Source organism: Campylobacter concisus (genome assembly GCF_902460575.1).
GTDB lineage: Bacteria > Campylobacterota > Campylobacteria > Campylobacterales > Campylobacteraceae > Campylobacter_A > Campylobacter_A concisus_AW.
Genome location: NZ_CABPUY010000003.1, coordinates 272833 through 291123, shown reverse-complemented (window position 1 = coordinate 291123; position 18291 = coordinate 272833). Strand labels below are relative to the sequence as shown.

Sequence of the window (18291 nt, the reverse complement as noted above, 5' to 3'; positions counted from 1 at the left end):
CAAGGCAGAAAATGAATATAGAAATTTTAGCTAGCAAGATCCACAGAGCCGTCGTAACAGACGCAAATTTAAACTATATTGGCTCGATCAGCATAGGCGAGGAGCTTATAAAAGCTGCAAATTTGATAGAAAATCAAAAGGTTGAAATTTTAGACGTAAATAACGGCGAGAGATTTGCTACATACGTGATAAAGGGCAAAAAAGGTGAAATTTGCCTAAACGGTGCAGCTGCTAGAAAGGTCTGCGTTGGCGACGTGGTCATCATCGTAGCGTATGCTAGCATGAAATTTAAAAAGGCTAAGAAATTTAAGCCAACCATCGTGCATGTAAATAACAAAAACGAGATCATAAAGGAGTAGGCGATGTTTGAGGGATTTGACTTTTCAAAGATGGGGCAGATGCTTGAGGATGTGCAAAGACAGGCCAAGCAGATGGAAGAAGAGAGCAAAAATAAAGAATTTGGCGCAAAAAGCGGTGGCGGACTGGTAAGCGTTAGAGCAAACGGCAGCGGCGAGATACTTGATATCAGCATAGATGATAGCTTGCTTGAAGATAAAGAGAGCATGCAAATTTTGCTAATAAGCGCCGTAAATGACGTGCTAAAGTCGGTTGAGGCCGATAAGAAAAACACCGCTTCAAGGATGCTTGGCGGCCTTGCTTCGATGGGGATAAAATGAGACTAAATTATAAATTTGCCCTTGCATTTTTGCTATCAGCACTTTGCCTAAATGCCGATCCTAGGCCTACGCAAGAGGACTTTAACGCCTGCTTTGAAAAGAACAAAAACTCAATCGTCTCAGTAAATAAACACTTTGGCGTGGCTATCACTAAAAATTTAATCGCAGTGCCAAAAAGTGAGGGAGCTCCGCTTGGCGAATATGTCAAATTTGACCCATATTTGCAGCTTTTCTTAGTGCGCTCTAGCAAGGAGCTAAGCCCTGTTGTGATGGCTGATGAGACCAACGAGGAGCGCATCAAAAAGAGCACTTGGGTTGGCATCTTAAACGACTCTAACAACACCGTCATGGGTCACATCAAGTCTTTGGGACAAAATTTAGGCGATTTTGATACGCTAAGCTTCGAGTATAACGCGACTGGCGAGATAAACACGCCTTGTTGCAAGATGATAGGCATAGCTGTTGGAGCTGATAAATTTATACCAAATCGCTATTTAAAGCACTTTGTATCTTACGATGACGTATATTACGGCGATATCGGCGTGAAATTCTTGCAAAAAGAGGATAAATTTTTTGTTGGTCTTGTTGATCCTTTGGGCCGCGGCAAGATGATGATGGTTGATGATGAGCTTGTTAGTGTAAATGGCATCAAGCCAAAGAGCCTAAGAGAGCTAAACGAGATGGTGCTTTTTGCTCCAAAAGGCGCAAAACTGGACATCATCGTAAAGCGTGATAGGCAGGAGCTACTCTTTCAAGTTCCAGTAAGCGGGGATGTGAAATTTAACCAAAGCCTAGACATTGACGCTCCTTCAAGCCTCGATCTGCCAAATTTAAATGTCATGCCAAAGTCGCCTGAAAGCTTGCTAGATGATAAAGTTTTGGTGGATTATGGTATCACGGTTGATAAAAATTTAGTCGTTACTAAGGTCGAGCCAAAGTCAAATGCCGACATCTTTGGCATCAAGATCGGCGATAAAATTTTAGGCTACAACAAAGAGAGTGTGAATAGCCGCGAGGAGCTTTTAGAAAAGATCAGCGATCTGCAAAATTTCGTGCTTTTATTTACTAGAAATGACTTTCAGTTCTTTGCAAGAGTGCCAAAATGAGCCTACTTGAGGACTTTGTAAAATTTCTAAACGCAAATTTGCCAAAGGTGCCTAGCTTTCATCCTTACTACGAGGAGGCGCTTGGCGTTATGCTAAAGGCTGGAGGCAAGCACTTTAGGGCGCTTTTGCTTCTTGGCGTGGTCGAAAATGTGGATAAAAGCCTCACGCAAAAGGCGATGAGAGTGGCTTTGGGGCTTGAGATGATGCATACCTATTCGCTCATACATGATGATCTGCCTTCGATGGATAACGCAAGCCTAAGGCGCGGCACACCAACGCTTCACGTAACCTACGACGAAACGACTGCGATACTTGCAGGAGATGCACTAAATACGCATGCTTTTTATGAAATTTCACGTGCTGATCTGCCAGCGCAAACACGCATAAAATGCGTGGAAATTTTAAGCGAGAATGCTGGCGTTAGCGGCATGGTGCTAGGTCAGGCGCTTGATTGTTTTTTTGAAAATACAAACAAAGAGGATATCAAAAGAGCAAAGGCTAAATTTGGTCTCTCTGGCAAGATGCTAAGCCTTGATGAGCTAGTATTTTTACACATCCACAAAACCGCAAAGCTCATCGCTGCTAGCCTAAAAATGGGCGCCGTGATAGCAAATTTAGCTGAAAATGAGTGCGATAAAATTTATGATATCGGCCTAAAGCTTGGGCTTGCTTTTCAGATACAAGACGACATTATCGACCTTACAAGCGACGAGGCGGCCGCTGGAAAGCCCGTGCACAACGACTTAGCGAAAAATTCATTTACAAATTTACTAGGTCTATCTGGCGCAAAAAAGAAAAAAGATGAGCTAATTTGCCAGATAGAAGAGGCGCTAAAGCAGATAGATGCAGGCATAGCAAAGATGATCTTAGAGCTTACAGACAAGCACCTAAGATAAGCGCGTAAATTTAGTAAATTTATATCACTTTTTAGACATTTTGAGCAAAAATGCAAGGCAAGTTTTAATCACTTTTTTGTATAATCTGACGCAATAAAAGGAGATCATATGCTAAAAAAACAAGCCGATACTATAAGATTTTTGTGCGCTGATATGGTGCAAAACGCTAACAGCGGACACCCAGGTGCTCCTATGGGCCTAGCTGATATCATGGTGGTTTTAAGCAACTTTTTAAAACACAACCCTAAAAATCCAAAATGGCTAAACAGAGATAGGCTCGTTTTTAGCGGTGGTCACGCATCAAGCTTGGTTTATAGCTTCTTACATCTAACTGGCTACGATCTAAGCCTAGATGAGCTCAAAAATTTCCGCCAACTTGGCTCAAACACCCCAGGACACCCAGAAATTCACACTCCAGGCGTTGAGGTGGCTACTGGTCCACTTGGTCAAGGCGTGGCAAATGCAGTTGGCCTAGCAATGGCAGAAAAATATGCTGCAAACGTGCTAAATGAGCCAGACAATAAAATAATCGATCATAAAATTTACTGCCTTTGCGGCGACGGCGACCTTGAAGAGGGCATAAGCTACGAGGCATGTTCAATCGCAGGAAATTTAAGACTAGACAACCTTGTACTCATCTACGACTCAAACAATATCACGATCGAGGGCGATACAGCGATCGCATTTAGCGAGGACGTCAAGGCTAGGTTTGAGGCGCAGGGCTGGGAGGTCGCACGCATCGACGGACATGACTATAACCAGATCGAATTTGCGCTTGAGCAAGCTAGCGAGAAAGAGTCGCCATATCTCATCATCGCAAACACGCACATAGCACGCGGCGCAATGGAGCTTGAGGGCAGCCATCACAGCCACGGCGCGCCACTTGGCGAGGAGATCATCAAAAAGGCAAAGGCCGCAGCTGGTTTTGACCCTGAGAAGAAATTTGCCATTGACGAGGACGTGCTTTTAAGATTTAGAGGTGCAGTTGAAAAGGGCGATCTTGAAGAGGCGATGTGGAACAAAAAGGTTGAGGCACTAAGCATTGAAGGCAAAAATTTATTAAATTCACTTCTTAATCCAGACTTTAGCAAGATCGAATTTCCAGACTTTAGCGATAAAAAGCTAGCCACAAGAGATACAAACCACGTTATTTTAAATGAGATAGCGAAAAAACTCCCTGGCTTTATCGGTGGTAGCGCTGACCTTGCTCCGTCAAACAAGACTGAGCTAAAGGGCATGGGCGATTTCCCAAATGGCAAAAATATCCACTACGGCATCAGAGAGCACGCCATGGCAGCTATCAACAACGGCATCGCCAGATACGGCCTTTTCTTGCCATTTTCAGCGACATTTTTCATCTTCAGCGACTATCTAAAGCCAAGTGCGAGGATAGCAGCGCTAATGGCCATCAAGCACTTTTTTGTCTTCACACATGATAGCATCGGCGTTGGCGAAGATGGTCCAACGCATCAGCCTATCGAGCAGCTTAGCACATTTAGAGCGATGCCAAATTTCTACACTTTCCGCCCAGCTGATGGCAACGAAAACGCAGCTAGCTGGCAAGTGGCTCTAAATTTAAACGCTCCAAGCGCATTTGTGCTTAGCCGCCAAGGGCTTGACCCACTTGCAAAAGGCGAATTTGGTGAGGTTAGCAACGGCGCATATCTTTTAAGCTCGGCAAAAGATGCGAAGATCACATTTATAGCAAGCGGCAGTGAGGTCTCACTCTGCGTAAAAGCAGCTGCACTTCTAGCTGAGCAGGGCATCGGTGCAAACATCGTATCAGCGCCTTGTTTTGACCTACTTTGCGAGCAGCCAGCTGAGTATGTGGCTAGAATTTTAGATAAAAATACAACCATTATCGCAGTTGAGGCTGCAACTGGCTATGAATGGTATAAATTTGCCGACGCGGTTTATGGCATGAACAGCTTTGGCGCCAGCGGCAAGGCGAACGAGCTATTTGACCACTTCGGATTTACTCCGCAAAAGCTTGCAAATTTTGCTAGCGAACTTATATAAAATTTAACTTTGGGGAGTAAAATCCCCAGCTGCAATCTAAAATCAAAAAGGCATTTTATGGAAATTTCTCACGTTATCGTTTTGGCCTTGGTGCAAGGCATAAGCGAGTTTTTGCCGATATCAAGCTCGGCTCATCTCATCTTGGTGCCAAAGCTACTTGGCTGGCCAGATCAAGGGCTTGCTTTTGACGTGGCAGTGCATGTTGGTACGCTAAGCGCGATACTTTTTTATTTTAAAGATACGATTTTTAAGCTACTTCGCGACTTTTTTGCCTCGATCGCGCAAAGAAAGATGGTGGGCGATAGCTTGCTTGTCTGGTGCGTGGGATTTGCCACTATCCCAGTTGGCATCTTTGGACTTTTGTTTAACAACGTGATCGAGGAGTACGCAAGGAGCGGCGTTGTGATCGCTGTTACTACGATCATCTTTGGCATCGCACTTTACTTTGCTGATCTTCGCTCGACAAATAAAAGCGAATATGAAATGACCATAAAATTTGCTCTTATCATCGGTTTAGCGCAGGCTGTGGCGCTCATCCCTGGCGTCTCAAGATCAGGCATAACGATGACAGCGGCACTTTTTTTAGGATTTAGCCACAAGGGCAGTGCAAATTTCTCATTTTTACTCTCGATACCTGTCATCATCCTAGCTGGCGGACTTGAGAGCATCAAGCTTATAAAAGATCCAAACGCCTTGCCATGGAGCGATATCGCCCTTGGCGTCATCATAAGTGCAGTTAGTGCTTATATCTGCGTGAAGCTATTTATGGGGATCATCTCAAGGATCAGGATGCTACCTTTTGTCATCTACCGCTTGATCTTGGGTGCGTTTTTGCTCTATCTGTTTTTATAAATTTAAGTTGTAAAAGGGCTAGGCTAAGACCTAGCCAAAATGATAAATTTGCCAAAAAGCTTGGCAAATTTACTCCTCTTTTTTATCTTTTTTTATGACGTTTATGAAGTCTTTTGCGGCTTGATATGCTCTGTCGCCAAATTTCTTAGCTTCTGATTTTATATCCATTTGTTTGATATCTTCAAGCTTATCATTTGCCTTTTTCTCAAACTCTGCGATATCTTGTTTGAGGCTTTCAAGCTTGTCATTTGCGTCAAAATTTAGTTTTAGCTTTTTGCTCTTGTCGTTTAGCTCTTGCTTTAGAGCTTCAAATTTATTGTTTGCCTCGCTCACAAGCTTTGCAACGCCGTTTGACTTTAGCTCTTCAAGCCTTGAGCTGATCTGCTCCATCGCTTGATCGCTTATGCGTTTAAATTTTGCTAGGTTTGTGTCAAGCTCGCTATTTATCACGCTTTCGATCTCGCTTTTAGCTACGCCATCAAATTCATTTTCAAGCTCTTTAAGAAGCGCTATAAACTCTTCATCCACGTTTTTTAAATTTAAAAGCTGTGAGTTTAGCCTTAGCTCATCTGGAGCAAATTTCGCCTCATCTTTTAGCTTTTCTATAGCTCTTAAAATGCCATCTCTAGTGCCATTTATCGCGCCTTTTATGAGCTCTTTTGCAAATATGTGCCCCTCATTTGCTAAATTCCCCGCTGCACTGATGATATTTTTTGAAATTTCAAACATTCGCTCTTTGCTAAACTCCCCGCCTCTTATCGCAGCGTAGGTCATATTTTTAGCTATCGCGCCAGCGGTCTCTTCGACATCTTTTGCGCCTTCAAGTGTTGTTAAAAAGGCGATTTGAGCGCTCTCTTTTAAGATGCCAAGCATCCTTGTTTCTCTGATAATGGCGTTGTTTAAAAGCTCTAAAATTTCCTCTTTTTCGCCAAAATTTCTATCTTTTACGACCTCTTCAGCCGCTTCAAATGAAATTTTTAGCCTATTTTTTATCTCTTCACGCTTTGCCTCGATGGCTCTATTTGTCTCATCTCTTTTATCAAATAGCTCATAAAGCTCCTTCTCTTCGCCGCTAACTAGAGCTTGATTTATCCCCTCCATCGCGCTTTTTAGATTTTTGGCATTTATGAGGCTCTCTTTGTCCATCTTGTTGTAAAGCTCATTCATCTTTTGCTTCAAAAGATCAGGCAGTGCGTTTTCATCTTTGTCTGAGACGTCCTTAAAAAAGTCGTTGCAAAGAGCCTTTATGCTAGTTAGTAGCCCCTCGCTATCTTTATAATCACGTAAATTTTTCTCAAGTTTATCCATATTTTTACCTTATAAAACGTATTTTGCTTCGTGTTTTAGGGCTGAAAATATCTCGAGCCTCTCTTCTTCGCTCAAAACTAGCACGGTTAGATCATAGCTCGCGTACTTTTTATCCTTGCTAAATTTAGAAAAAACTAGCTTAAATTCCCTATCTTTTACTATATCTTTCACCTTTGCCTCTGCCTCATCACTCGCATCAAAGATCACTTTGTACTCCCAGTGTGTTGGGTAGTCGATCTTTGGTTTTTTATTATTTAGATCGCATATACTCGCCACTTTTGCCTCCTTTTTTGCTCTCTAGTACGATGCTACTGATCTCCATACCTTTATCTATGGCTTTTACCATATCATAAATAGTAAGAAGTCCCACGCTTACGCCTGTTAGCGCCTCCATCTCGACGCCTGTTTTACCCTCTATCTTTACGCTTACAAAAAGCTTAAAAGCGCAAATTTCAGGCAGCTCCTCGATGTCACAATCCACGCCCAAAATGGCCAGTGGATGGCACATAGGTATTAGCTCGCTTGTCTTTTTAGCGCCCATTATCGCAGCGACAACGGCTGTTTGGATGACTGGGCCTTTTTTGCCTGTGTTTTCTTTGATCGCCGTAAAGGCATCTTTGCTCATTTTGATGATCCCACTAGCTGTTGCTACTCTTTTAGTTGGATCTTTTGGGCTTACATCGACCATCTTTGGACGGTCTTTTTCATCTAAATGTGTTAGCATTATCTCTCCTTTTTTTGGTGGATTATAGCCTATTTAAACAAATTTAAGTTATCAGCAAATTTAAGCAAAAAATATCAAAAATCTAAAATTTAAGCTTTGTTCAAAAGGCGAGAGAAATTTTTCATTTCTTAATATAATTATATAATTTAAATAATTTTTTTAAAGAAATATTTATAATTTAAATTTTTAATGCAAAAAAGCCTAAAATACGAATTTTTATAGATAATAAATTTTATCAAAAATATATTTCTATCCATTAAATTCCAAAGTCTATTTATTGTAAATAGCAAAATTTAAAAAAAATTATTGATATTTTTCTTTAAAAGCTTAAGAAAACAAATTAACTTCTAATTTGCTTTTAAGATATGAATATGTATATTTTTGTTAATTTTAAATTTACGATGAAAGCAACCTAGATAATGAAATTTCTGCTATGTCTTAGCTTATCTTTGATAGCGCTTTTTGCTGAGAGTAAGGGCTGCTTCGTCGATGAAAATAGTCAAAACATCATCTTTGTAAAAGATGGCGAGACAAAAAGCCTAGGGCTAAAGGAGAAAATTTACAAAGATCAAAGATGTGCTTTTGATGAGAGCTCTTTTTACGTTGCAAATTTAAACAACGAGGTTGTAAGGGTAGCTAGCGAGAAGGAATTTTTATTTGCACTGCCAAATGTTGGCTGTAAGGTTTCAAATATCTTGCTAGATAAAGAGAAAATTTACGTCGCTTGCGATATGGCAAATATCGTAACGATCGCTATTTTTGACAAGAGTTCTAAAAAATTTATATCAAAAAATTTTAACAATGTTTATAAAATTTCTAGCTTTTTATCGCTTGGCGAGGGAGTGTTTTTTACAAGCTTTAATGGCAAGGTATTTTTGCTTGATAGCAAGCTTAACGCAAAAGAGCAAAAAAGCGTTGGCTTTGCGCCCATTAGTGCTTGTAAATTTAGCGATGATGAAATTTTCATAGGCTTTAGAAACGGAGAAATTTTAGATCTTAAAAGTGGAGCTAAAAAACAAGTTTTAAGATCTAAAATTTCAGCTCTTGCGTGCGCGGGAGATGAGGTTTTAGTAGCTAGCGAGGACGGAGCGATCTATAAATTTGACAAAAGCTTTAAGCTAAAGGGCAAAAAAGAGCTTTTTAGTGGCGAGATAAAAGAAATTTTTATAGATAAAAACGTGCTTGTTGGCGTGGATCTAGGCAATAAGACAAAGAGTTTAGAGATAAATTCATTTTAAAAAGGAGAGTAAATGCAAAAGTTATTTTGTGTCGCAAGTGCTGCACTGCTTGGGCTATCTTTAACTGCTGCTTGTGCTGCTAGTAGTGACCTCGAAAAAGTCATGAAAGAGCGCGGGCTAAGCGAAAAAGATGTCCTTGCAGCTGCTAAGACTTACCAGCCAAGCGGTAAAAAAGATGATTTCATCGTCTTTTCATCTGGCGGGCAGAGTGGTCAAGTGCTAGTTTATGGCGTTCCGTCGATGAGAATTTACAAATACATCGGCGTTTTCACCCCAGAGCCTTGGCAAGGATATGGCTATGACGATGAGTCAAAAGCTGTTTTAAAACAAGGCAACATTAGGGGCAAAGAGATAACTTGGGGCGATACGCACCACCCAAATTTCACTGAGAAAAATGGTGAGTATGTTGGTGATTATCTATTTATCAACGACAAGGCAAACCCAAGGATCGCTGTTATAAATTTAAAAGACTTTGAGACAACTCAAATGGTAGTAAACCCTATCATGAAGAGCGAGCACGGTGGTAGCTTCATCACTCCAAACAGCGAGTACGTCATCGAAGCTAGCCAGTACGCAGCTCCACTTGATGATAACTATCACTCAATGGACGACTACGAAGCCGTTTATAGAGGCGCTGTGACATTTTGGAAATTTGACTATCCAAAAGGCAAGATCGACGAGAAAGCGTCTTTCTCACTTGAGCTTCCTCCATACTGGCAAGACCTAAGCGACGCTGGTAAGGGCGAGAGCTACGGCTGGGGCTTTACAAACTCAATAAATAGCGAGATGTATACAGGTGGTATCGAAAAAGGTCTTCCTCCATTTGAGGCAGGTGCTAGTAGAAATGATACTGACTTCTTACATGTTTATAACTGGCAAATTTTAGAAAAACTTGCGCAGGATAAGAAAAACTACAAAGTTGTAAATGGTCACAGAGTGATCACGATAGAGGCTGCTGTTAAAGCTGGAGCACTATTTTTGATCCCAGAGTCAAAGAGCCCACACGGTTGTGACGTAACACCAGACGGCAGATACATCATCGTTGGTGGTAAGCTTGATACTCACGCATCAGTTTATGACTTTAAAAAGATCAAAGAGCTAATCGACAAAAAAGAGTACGCTGGCACTGACCCATACGGCATACCTATCTTAGATAGAGAAAAGACAATGCACGGACAAGTCGAACTTGGCCTTGGACCACTGCATACATCATTTGACTCACAAGATGGCGTAGTCTATACTTCACTTTACGTTGATAGCCAAATCGTAAAATGGGACTACAAAAATTTAAAAGTGCTTGATAAAGTAAATGTTCACTACAACATCGGTCACCTTGACACAATGGAAGGCAAATCAGCAAAACCAGTTGGCAAATATGCAATCGCTCTTGATAAACTTTCAATCGACCGCTTCAACCCAGTTGGCCCACTCCATCCACAAAACCACCAGTTAATAGACATCAATGGTCCAAAAATGGAGCTAATCTATGATATGCCTATCCCACTTGGTGAGCCACACGACGTTGTCTCAATAGCTGCTAGCAAGCTAACTCCAGCGCTTACTTACAACATGGGTACAAACTCAAGAACAGGCGAGGCTAGCCCATACGCAACTCTAGCTGGTCAAGAAAGAGTTGAGAGAAACGGCAAAAATGTAACTGTCTATGCAACAATGATCAGAAGCCACATCAACCCAGAGCACATCGAGGTAAATAAAGGCGATAACGTAACAATTCACCTAACAAACCTAGAGCGCGCTCAAGATGAGACTCACGGCTTTGGCATCGACCTTTACAACATCCACGCTTCACTTGAGCCTGGTAAAACTGCTTCAGTAAATTTTGTAGCTGATATGGAAGGCGTCTTCCCATACTACTGCACCGAGTTTTGTTCAGCACTTCACTTAGAGATGATGGGTTACTTGCTTGTTAAAGATCCAAATAAAAAATATGAATCTGCAAAAAATAGCAAGCTAAAAACTCTAAGTCCAGAGGCTCTAAAAGCTGAGTACGACAAAGTAATCGCAACTAACAAAGCAACTGATGATGTTATCCAAGAGGTTGTTAAATACCTAAAAGAGAAACATTATGAGAAATATCCAAAAGTAAAAGCTTTGGTTGATGACGCACTTGATCAATACGGCCACATCAAAGAGGTAAAAGCTAAAGCTGACGAAGCTTACAAAAAAGGCGACGTAAATGGCGCTATCCTTTGGGAGTACCAAGTATGGCAATACATGGTAAAAACTGCCGACGTTGGTCTAAGAGCTAAAAATAACCTAGCTAAAGAGATCGCAACTCCGATGAGCCCAGCTGCTGCAAAAGGCGAAGAAGCTTATCTAAAAGGCGGATGTAATGGTTGTCACGTTATCGGTCAAGTAAGCTCAGGTCCAGACCTAACTGGTGTCTTGCTAAGACATGAAAACGGTGAAAAATGGGTAGCAGACTTTATAAAAGATCCTGCTAAATTCTATAACGACGACTACGTTAAAGCGATGATTGACTTCTTTAAACTTAGAATGCCAAATCAGCACATGAGTGATGAAGAGATCAAAAATATCATCCAGTATCTAAAATGGATAGACGAAAACGCAGGTATGTAGTTTTAAGGGGCATTTTTGCCCCTTTTAAATTTTAAAATTTAACTTTTGCTAGGCTAAATTTTAAAATTTAAAGGAGAGATTATGAGTAAATATAAAATTTATACCATTGTTGCACTTATCATTATGAGCGTTTGTTTTACTCTGCCAGTTCTTGGCTGGCACGGAGCAAAAGAGCGTATAGCTAATGGCGACGAGCTACCATCTTATGCTTACACTATCTACGATCTTTATAGCTCATTTCAGTATAAAAACCACCTTTTACCAAAAGAGGTGGCAAGTGATCTTCATAAGATGATCGAGCAAAAAGCAGAGATCGGCACACCATCTTTTCCTATCTGGTACGTATCTCTTGAAGCGCCAAACTATCCAAAGGCAGCCTTTCCAGATGGCATCCCAGTATATTTTCACGTAGATGGATATAGTGGCGATGTGCACGAGATGAATACGATAAACCACTACATCGGCATGTATCCTATGGAGCATGGCGGAAATTTAGAGCGAGCGATCGCACCTTATTATCTACTTATCGCCACACTTTGCATGCTTGCGTTTTTATACTATGACGGTAAATTTAACTCACTTCTCATGGTGCCAACCATCATCGCACCTGTGCTATTTATGAGTGCATTTGTGGGCTGGCTATACTGGTACGGACACAACATGCAAGAGTGGGGCGCCTTTAAAATCAAGCCATTTATGCCAACCGTTTTAGGCGATGGTAGTGTGGCGCACTTTACAACGCACTCATACCCAACTATCGGCTTTTGGGTGATGATGGTGATGAGCGTGCTTTGCATACTTGCGGTATTTTCAAAGAAAAAAGAGCTAAATGCGTAAATTTTCTAAATTTGCCCTTGTTTTTTTGCCACTTTTTGGCTTTGCAAACGTCCTTCAAGATGCGATAAATAACGCTAGCCCTGGCGATGTGATAAAGCTGGGGGATGCCATTTATGAAGGAAATATAATCATTTCTAAGCCTCTTACTATCATCGGCGAGGGCAAAAATGCCCATATAAAAGGCGACGGCAAGGGCAGTGTTATAAAGATCATCGCTTCAAACGTGACGCTTAAAAATTTAAAGATAAGTGGCAGTGGCAACGATCTTGGCGAGCTTGATGCTGGCATAGGCTGTGACAAGGCAAATAACGTAGAAATTTCTAAAAACGAAATAAGCGATGTGCTTTTCGGGATTGATTTTAAAGAGTGCAGCAGCTCAAAGATCACTGAAAACAACATCACCTCAAAAAAAGGCGCTAGTCTTGGCTTTAGAGGCGATGCGGTGAGACTTTGGTATAGTCATGAAAATTTGATCGAGCACAACAATATCCGCGACAGCCGTGACATGGTCGCATGGTACGCAAGTCACAATAAATTTCTAAGCAACAAGGCAGTTGGCAGCAGATACTCGCTTCACTTCATGTATGCTAATCAAAATTTAGTCGAAAATAACGAATTTATCGGCAACGCTGTTGGTATGTTTTTTATGTATTCGGCTGGCTCAAATATAAAAAACAATCTCGTTATGGATAGTGACGGCGCTTTTGGTATCGGCATCGGGCTAAAAGACGTATCTGACTTTACGATAGAAAACAACACACTTATCTATAATGCGCGTGGTGTCTTGCTTGATAACTCGCCCTTTCAGCCAGGATCGACGATAAATTTTATAGGCAATAAAATTTTACACAACGTGGTTGGCGTTTATTTTCACGCTACGCAAGGCACAAGCATCTTTGAAAACAACGACTTTATCGGCAACATGGACATCGTCGTAAACGACACCCCAGGCGAAAAGATGCTTTTAAATAGGTGGAGCAAGAACTATTATGATGAGTATGAGAGCTTTGATAGAGATAAAGATGGCTACGGCGATACGCCATTTTTGCACCTTTCATACATCGATCAGCTCTGGCAGTACTATCCAAATTTGCAGTTTTTCTATGGCTCAAGCGTCTTTAGCGTCTTAAATTTCTTAGCCAAACTCGCTCCATTTTCTGAGCCGATAAAGCTACTTGAAGATAGTTCGCCTAGGATAAAACCGCTTGATGTTTCAAATTTCAACGCTTTAAAGGCGAAACGTGGATAGAAGAAATTTTATAATAATTGGCTCAGCCGCAGCGGTGGCTGGATACGCCATAGGCAAGTTTTTGCCAAAAAGTAGTGGCGATAAGCTCTATCTTAGACCTCCAGGTGCTGTTGATGATTTTGATGATCTTTGCGTAAAATGCGGTCAGTGCGTGCAAGTCTGCCCTTATCACAGCATAAGCTTGCTTGATATAGAAGATGGCTACTCAAGTGGCTCAGCTCACATCGACGCCAAAGAGCGAGGCTGCTACTTGTGTGACCTTTTCCCATGCGTGTTAGCCTGTCCTAGCGGTGCGCTCGATCACGCCACAAAGGTCGTGGGCGATGTCAAAATGGGCGTTGCAGTTTTAAGTGATACGGCGGCCTGTTTGAGCGTGAAAAGAGAAAATTTAAGCGAAGCTGGCGTTAAAGATCTGCTTGATCGCAAAGCCTATAGCGACAGAGAAGAGGCGCTAAAAGATAAGATAAAAGGCAAGATCGGTCAAATTTGCGATCTTTGCGTCACGCTTTGTCCAGTTGGCGATAGCGCGATAGCAATGAGCGAGGCAAATTTACCACTTATAAAAAATGGCTGCGTGGGTTGTGGCGTTTGCGCTGAGGTCTGCCCAGCAAAGATCATAAATATCGCCCCAAAGATGAGTTATGATGAAATTTACAAGGAGAAAAAATGAGAGCAATAATACCTTTAATAGCTGCTGCGTTGCTATTTGTCGGCTGTGAAAAGAGTGAGGACAAAGCGCAAGAGGCTGCTAGTGAGCAAGGCGCAAAAGTAGCGACAAGTGCTAGCATAAAGGTCGAAAAAAATGAAAACAACGAGAGCACAAATAAGCAAAATGAATTTATAAAATACGACATGCACGGCGAAAAAAGCGTTAAATTTGGACTTGAAGATAACAACGTAAGCCGCCAGATCGGAGCGCTTGCCATGGTAAAAAGCCCGCTTCAAAGTATAAATTTAAGGCTTATAAAGGGCAGACTTAGCAAGGACTTCATCACAAAGTGCTCAGCCTGCCACGACGACTATGCAAATGGCATCATCGGACCATCTCTTCTAACAAAGAGCGAGGATGAAATTTATAAGATGATAAATGCTTATAAAAACAAAGAGAAGGTAAATGTGCTGATGCGTGATCTTGTTAAAAAGATGGATGAGAGTGAGATTAGAAAATTAGCCAAAGAGATAAGCGATTTTAATGCGCAGTTTAGGAGCAAACAATGAAAATCGGAAAAATCATAACGATCATTTTAGCGGTGCTGATATGTGGCATCATGGTGTTTATGCTAAGCCAAACTCCGCCTAAAAAGGAGAAAGCAGAAGCTAGCGTTCAGCCAAAAGTAGAGCAAAATATCTCAAAAGAGCAGTCAAAGTCTAGCGAGGAATTTGCCAGCGAAGATGAGCTAAAAAAGGTAAAAGAGCTAAGCCTAAGCGTGGCTAAGACGCAAAATGAGGGCGTTAGCAAGCAATACCTAACCTCTTGCGCACCATGTCACGGCGCAAATGGCAAGGGCGTCGTAGCGCCTGACATCACTCATCTAAGCAAAGAGGATCTGCTAAAAAAACTGGCTGATTATAAGGCTGGCAAGGTGCAAAACACGCTTATGAAGGGACTGCTTACAAACGTTAGCGACAGCGATCTAAACAGCCTTGCTGATGAAATTTCTAAATTTAAAAAGTAAAAATGGATAAATATAACGTTCGTGCGACAGTTAGAAATGTAAGCTTTCTAAGCACGCTAATAACGACTACAAAAGATGGCAAAAAGCGCCCAAGCATACGTTTTTGGCGAATTTTTACCATCGTTTTAGTGCATCTTTTATTTGTGCTCTCTTATAGGGTCGATGTGCAAATTTTAGAGGGTGATATCAGCGCCTCAAGGATACTTGGCTTTCACCTAGCAGATGCATTTATGAGCTTGCAAGTCTTTTTGGCAACTCATGAAATTCATGTAAATTTACTAATTGGCTCGCTTAGTATCCTAGCCTTTTACATCATTTTTGGTGGCAGGGGCTTTTGCTCGTGGGTTTGCCCGTATTCACTTATAAGTGAGATAGCCGAAAAGATCCATGAAAATTTACGCGCCAAAAAGATAGTAAAACCACGAGTTTTTGACACAAAGTGGCGATACGCTTTTACCATTTTGTTTTTGGCTCTTAGCTTTGCTAGCTCAAGCCTTGTCTTTGAAATTTTTAACGTCGTTGGGATATTTTCAAGATTTATCATCTATGGCTACTTTCACGCTATCTGGCTTGTTGTAGCTATGCTCGTGGTTGAGATTTTCTTCTCACGCAGGGCTTGGTGCAGATATGTCTGCCCTGTTGGAGCGACCTATTCTCTACTAGCAAAGCCAAATGCGATAAAGGTCAGCTGGGATAAAGAAAAGTGCGATCACTGCTTGGTTTGCACCGATGTTTGCCTAGTGCCACACGTGCTTTTTATGACAAAAAAAGGTGCAAAAACTGATGATAGTAAAAAGCTCTTTAGGATAGCTGGGGCTGACTGCACGCTTTGTGGCAGGTGTATCGACGTTTGCCACCAAGATGCGCTTAAATTTGACAACGGCTTTAAGAAACTCATATAAGGAAATTTTTTGATAGATATAAAAGAAGTAACGAAAATTTTTGGCTCGCAAAAGATACTTGATAGCGTCAGTCTAAATGTAAAAGCTGGCGAAAAGATAGCGATACTTGGGCAAAATGGAGCTGGCAAAAGCTCGCTCATGCGTATCATCTTGGGCGAGTTTGTGCCAAATAGCGGAAGCGTCGCGATAAATGGTGTAAATACCCTAAAAGATAGAAAAGAGGCGCTAAAGTTTATCTCATTTGTGCCGCAAACCCCGCCACCACTTAAATTTAGCCTGCGTGAGCTTTGCGAGTTTGTCTGCAAAAGCTCAAATGTCAAATTTGAAGAGATAGAGAAATTTAGCAAGCTTTTAGAGCTTGACCTACATGCAAATTTAAATAAGTCCTTTTACAAACTATCAGGCGGCATGAAGCAAAAGATGTTAATAGCCATCGCATTTGCCAAAGATAGTGAAATCTTGATGTTTGACGAACCAACGGCAAATTTAGATGTAAAAGCAAGAGAGTCTTTTAAAAATTTGCTCGATAACTTCACGCAAAAAAAGACGCTAGTTTTCATCTCGCACCGCATAGATGAGATCGCTCATCTGCTTGATAGGTGCGTCTATATGGACCTTGGCAAGATCATCAAAGAAGAAAATTTAAGGAGCAAGAGTGAATAACCTTTTTTTAATAGCAAAACTAGACGTCAAAGAGTCGTTTCGCTCGAGGTGGTTTGCGATCTATGCGCTTCTTTTTTCTGCTTTGATGATAGGATTTTTATTTAGCGGAGTGACCGACTCGCGCGTGCTAGGCTTTTCTGGACTAACAAGGGCGCTACTTTTGTTTATACAAATTTGCGTCATCATCGTGCCGATATTTATCCTAATTTCAACCGTTAGAAGCATAAATCAAGACAGAGATACAAACCTGCTTGAGTACGTGCTAAGCTTCCCGCTAAGCCTTAAAGAGTACTACTTTGGCAAGGCGCTTGGGCGGACATTTGTCGTTTTTGTGCCGCTTTTGTTTTCGCTTTTACTTTGCGTGGTGGTTGGCTTTATAAAGGGCGTGTCGATACCTTGGGGCGTGCTGGTGCTTTACTTTGGCCTGCTTTTTAGCCTAAGTATCGTCTTTTTATCGCTTGGCTTTTTCATCTCAAGCCTTATCAAAAATCAAGAAACTGGTCAAGGCGTGGCGTTTTTGCTCTGGCTTATCATGCTAGCTTTTATCGACTTAGCGCTCATTGGACTGCTTATGCGAAGCTCTGTCGATGAGTACGTCATCTACTCTATCGCGATGTTAAATCCGATCGAGCTTTTTAGGATAGCAGCGCTTAGCCTTTTTGATCCAAATTTAGCAGTCATCGGCACTGCGTCTTACTTTATCTTAGGCACATTTTCAAAAGCGACCTTCGTAGCTTATGCGATCATCTACCCTTTAGTGCTTGGCGCGATCTTGCTAGTTTGCGGCTATTTGGGCTTTAGCAAGAGAGATCTTGTTTGATTGTTTTTTGTTAAATAAGAGTTGGCTTTAAATTTAGACGAGGCTTGTATTATTCCACTTGTCCAACAAGAAACCTCCTTTTTGTAATGACCCCCTTTCCCCCAAAGGGGGTTTATCTCTCTCAAGGAAATTTATGAAAAAATCCATTTTATTTTTAGCCTTTGCCGTTTTATCTCTAAGTGCAAACTGGGATGAAAATATGCAAAACTGCATCAACAAAAGTGACGTAAAAGCTTGCGAGAGCTTTACTAAAAAGCTTTCAAGCGAGTGCGAGAACAAAGACAAAACCTCTTGCTTTTTATATGCTGACATGCTAGGCCGAGGTCTTGGCGTGGAGAAAGATATGGTTAGATCTTATGAGATATTTAAGTCGCTTTGCGAAAATGGCAGCAGCGAAGCTTGCTACGAGCTAGCTACAAAATATCTGCAAGGAAACGGCGTAGAGCAGAGCTTTGATCTATCTGCAAATGCCCTTGATAAAGCTTGCAAAATGGGCAGCAAACGAGCTTGCAACGTCTTAGAGCTTGTGCCTAAGAATTAAAATTTATAAATTTATAAAGATTTTTTGCAAATTTTAAAATTTGTCTCGCGCTTATCAGACTTGACAAAGCTATCTTTGCAAATTTTAAACTTTCATTCACTTGCAAGAGTTGGCTACTAAAATTTGGCTTCGCTTACAGCTTAGCTCAAATTTTAGAGCCGAAATTACTCGTTCATGAAATT

20 protein-coding genes are annotated in these 18291 nt (G+C 41.3%); 17 read left to right on the top strand and 3 right to left on the bottom strand.

Features of this window, described 5'->3' with window-relative positions:
* The first annotated feature begins 11 nt into the window (after nucleotides 1-11).
* The 6 genes from panD (at nucleotide 12) to F3G76_RS07850 (ending at nucleotide 5550) form a co-directional block, all read left to right on the top strand.
* Nucleotides 12-359, top strand: a complete 348-nt coding sequence (panD, locus tag F3G76_RS07875) for an aspartate 1-decarboxylase (RefSeq protein ID WP_103646151.1) — start codon at nucleotides 12-14, stop codon at nucleotides 357-359.
* Between the two features lie 3 nt (nucleotides 360-362).
* On the top strand, nucleotides 363-677 hold the full coding sequence (locus F3G76_RS07870; protein ID WP_021091096.1) for a YbaB/EbfC family nucleoid-associated protein: 315 nt from the start codon (nucleotides 363-365) through the stop codon (nucleotides 675-677).
* Complete coding sequence (locus F3G76_RS07865; RefSeq protein ID WP_103634156.1) at nucleotides 674-1783, top strand: DUF7488 domain-containing protein; 1110 nt, start codon at nucleotides 674-676, stop codon at nucleotides 1781-1783. The genes F3G76_RS07870 and F3G76_RS07865 overlap by 4 nt, the downstream gene beginning before the upstream one ends.
* Nucleotides 1780-2679 (top strand): polyprenyl synthetase family protein, encoded by a 900-nt coding sequence (locus tag F3G76_RS07860; RefSeq protein WP_149706399.1) that lies wholly within the window; start codon nucleotides 1780-1782, stop codon nucleotides 2677-2679. The genes F3G76_RS07865 and F3G76_RS07860 overlap by 4 nt, the downstream gene beginning before the upstream one ends.
* Before the next feature lie 108 nt (nucleotides 2680-2787).
* The gene (gene tkt / locus F3G76_RS07855; RefSeq protein WP_149706398.1) at nucleotides 2788-4698 is read left to right on the top strand and encodes a transketolase; all 1911 of its coding nucleotides are present in this window, start codon (nucleotides 2788-2790) and stop codon (nucleotides 4696-4698) included.
* Nucleotides 4699-4755: 57 nt separating this feature from the next.
* A complete protein-coding gene (locus tag F3G76_RS07850) occupies nucleotides 4756-5550 on the top strand; it encodes an undecaprenyl-diphosphate phosphatase (protein ID WP_002941660.1) in 795 nt (264 codons plus the stop codon).
* 69 nt (nucleotides 5551-5619) lie between these two features.
* Here the strand turns inward: F3G76_RS07850 and F3G76_RS07845 are convergent, their stop codons facing one another.
* The 3 genes from F3G76_RS07845 to moaC are packed head-to-tail and all read right to left on the bottom strand — an operon-like array spanning nucleotide 5620 to nucleotide 7585.
* Nucleotides 5620-6858, bottom strand: a complete 1239-nt coding sequence (locus tag F3G76_RS07845; RefSeq protein ID WP_149706397.1) for a hypothetical protein — start codon at nucleotides 6856-6858, stop codon at nucleotides 5620-5622.
* Between the two features lie 9 nt (nucleotides 6859-6867).
* The gene (locus F3G76_RS07840; RefSeq protein ID WP_103607085.1) at nucleotides 6868-7134 is read right to left on the bottom strand and encodes an HP0495 family protein; all 267 of its coding nucleotides are present in this window, start codon (nucleotides 7132-7134) and stop codon (nucleotides 6868-6870) included.
* The gene (moaC, locus tag F3G76_RS07835; RefSeq protein ID WP_180996395.1) at nucleotides 7109-7585 is read right to left on the bottom strand and encodes a cyclic pyranopterin monophosphate synthase MoaC; all 477 of its coding nucleotides are present in this window, start codon (nucleotides 7583-7585) and stop codon (nucleotides 7109-7111) included. Before moaC ends, F3G76_RS07840 begins: the two co-directional genes overlap by 26 nt.
* A 416-nt stretch (nucleotides 7586-8001) precedes the next feature.
* Here moaC and F3G76_RS07830 point away from each other — a divergent pair, with 416 nt between their 5' ends.
* From F3G76_RS07830 to F3G76_RS07780, 11 genes are all read left to right on the top strand, one after another.
* Entirely contained in the window at nucleotides 8002-8820 is an 819-nt protein-coding gene (locus tag F3G76_RS07830) for an ATP-dependent protease (RefSeq protein ID WP_103637032.1), read from the top strand.
* 12 nt (nucleotides 8821-8832) lie between these two features.
* Entirely contained in the window at nucleotides 8833-11421 is a 2589-nt protein-coding gene (nosZ, locus tag F3G76_RS07825; protein ID WP_149706396.1) for a Sec-dependent nitrous-oxide reductase, read from the top strand.
* Between the two features lie 81 nt (nucleotides 11422-11502).
* Nucleotides 11503-12258, top strand: coding sequence for a hypothetical protein (locus tag F3G76_RS07820; RefSeq protein WP_021086571.1), 756 nt, complete (start codon nucleotides 11503-11505; stop codon nucleotides 12256-12258).
* Nucleotides 12251-13507: a nitrous oxide reductase family maturation protein NosD gene (locus tag F3G76_RS07815; protein ID WP_149706395.1), complete on the top strand. Its 1257-nt coding sequence runs from the start codon at nucleotides 12251-12253 to the stop codon at nucleotides 13505-13507. Before F3G76_RS07820 ends, F3G76_RS07815 begins: the two co-directional genes overlap by 8 nt.
* Complete coding sequence (locus F3G76_RS07810) at nucleotides 13500-14177, top strand: 4Fe-4S dicluster domain-containing protein (protein ID WP_149706394.1); 678 nt, start codon at nucleotides 13500-13502, stop codon at nucleotides 14175-14177. Before F3G76_RS07815 ends, F3G76_RS07810 begins: the two co-directional genes overlap by 8 nt.
* On the top strand, nucleotides 14174-14725 hold the full coding sequence (locus F3G76_RS07805; RefSeq protein ID WP_149706393.1) for a c-type cytochrome: 552 nt from the start codon (nucleotides 14174-14176) through the stop codon (nucleotides 14723-14725). Before F3G76_RS07810 ends, F3G76_RS07805 begins: the two co-directional genes overlap by 4 nt.
* Nucleotides 14722-15183 (top strand): c-type cytochrome, encoded by a 462-nt coding sequence (locus tag F3G76_RS07800; protein WP_103596365.1) that lies wholly within the window; start codon nucleotides 14722-14724, stop codon nucleotides 15181-15183. The genes F3G76_RS07805 and F3G76_RS07800 overlap by 4 nt, the downstream gene beginning before the upstream one ends.
* A 2-nt stretch (nucleotides 15184-15185) precedes the next feature.
* Nucleotides 15186-16085, top strand: coding sequence for a NapH/MauN family ferredoxin-type protein (locus F3G76_RS07795; RefSeq protein WP_002941641.1), 900 nt, complete (start codon nucleotides 15186-15188; stop codon nucleotides 16083-16085).
* A gap of 9 nt (nucleotides 16086-16094) precedes the next feature.
* A complete protein-coding gene (locus F3G76_RS07790) occupies nucleotides 16095-16748 on the top strand; it encodes an ABC transporter ATP-binding protein (RefSeq protein WP_103580951.1) in 654 nt (217 codons plus the stop codon).
* Complete coding sequence (locus tag F3G76_RS07785) at nucleotides 16741-17568, top strand: ABC transporter permease (RefSeq protein ID WP_009295293.1); 828 nt, start codon at nucleotides 16741-16743, stop codon at nucleotides 17566-17568. Before F3G76_RS07790 ends, F3G76_RS07785 begins: the two co-directional genes overlap by 8 nt.
* Before the next feature lie 133 nt (nucleotides 17569-17701).
* A complete protein-coding gene (locus F3G76_RS07780; protein WP_103559177.1) occupies nucleotides 17702-18109 on the top strand; it encodes a tetratricopeptide repeat protein in 408 nt (135 codons plus the stop codon).
* Nucleotides 18110-18291 lie beyond the last annotated feature (182 nt).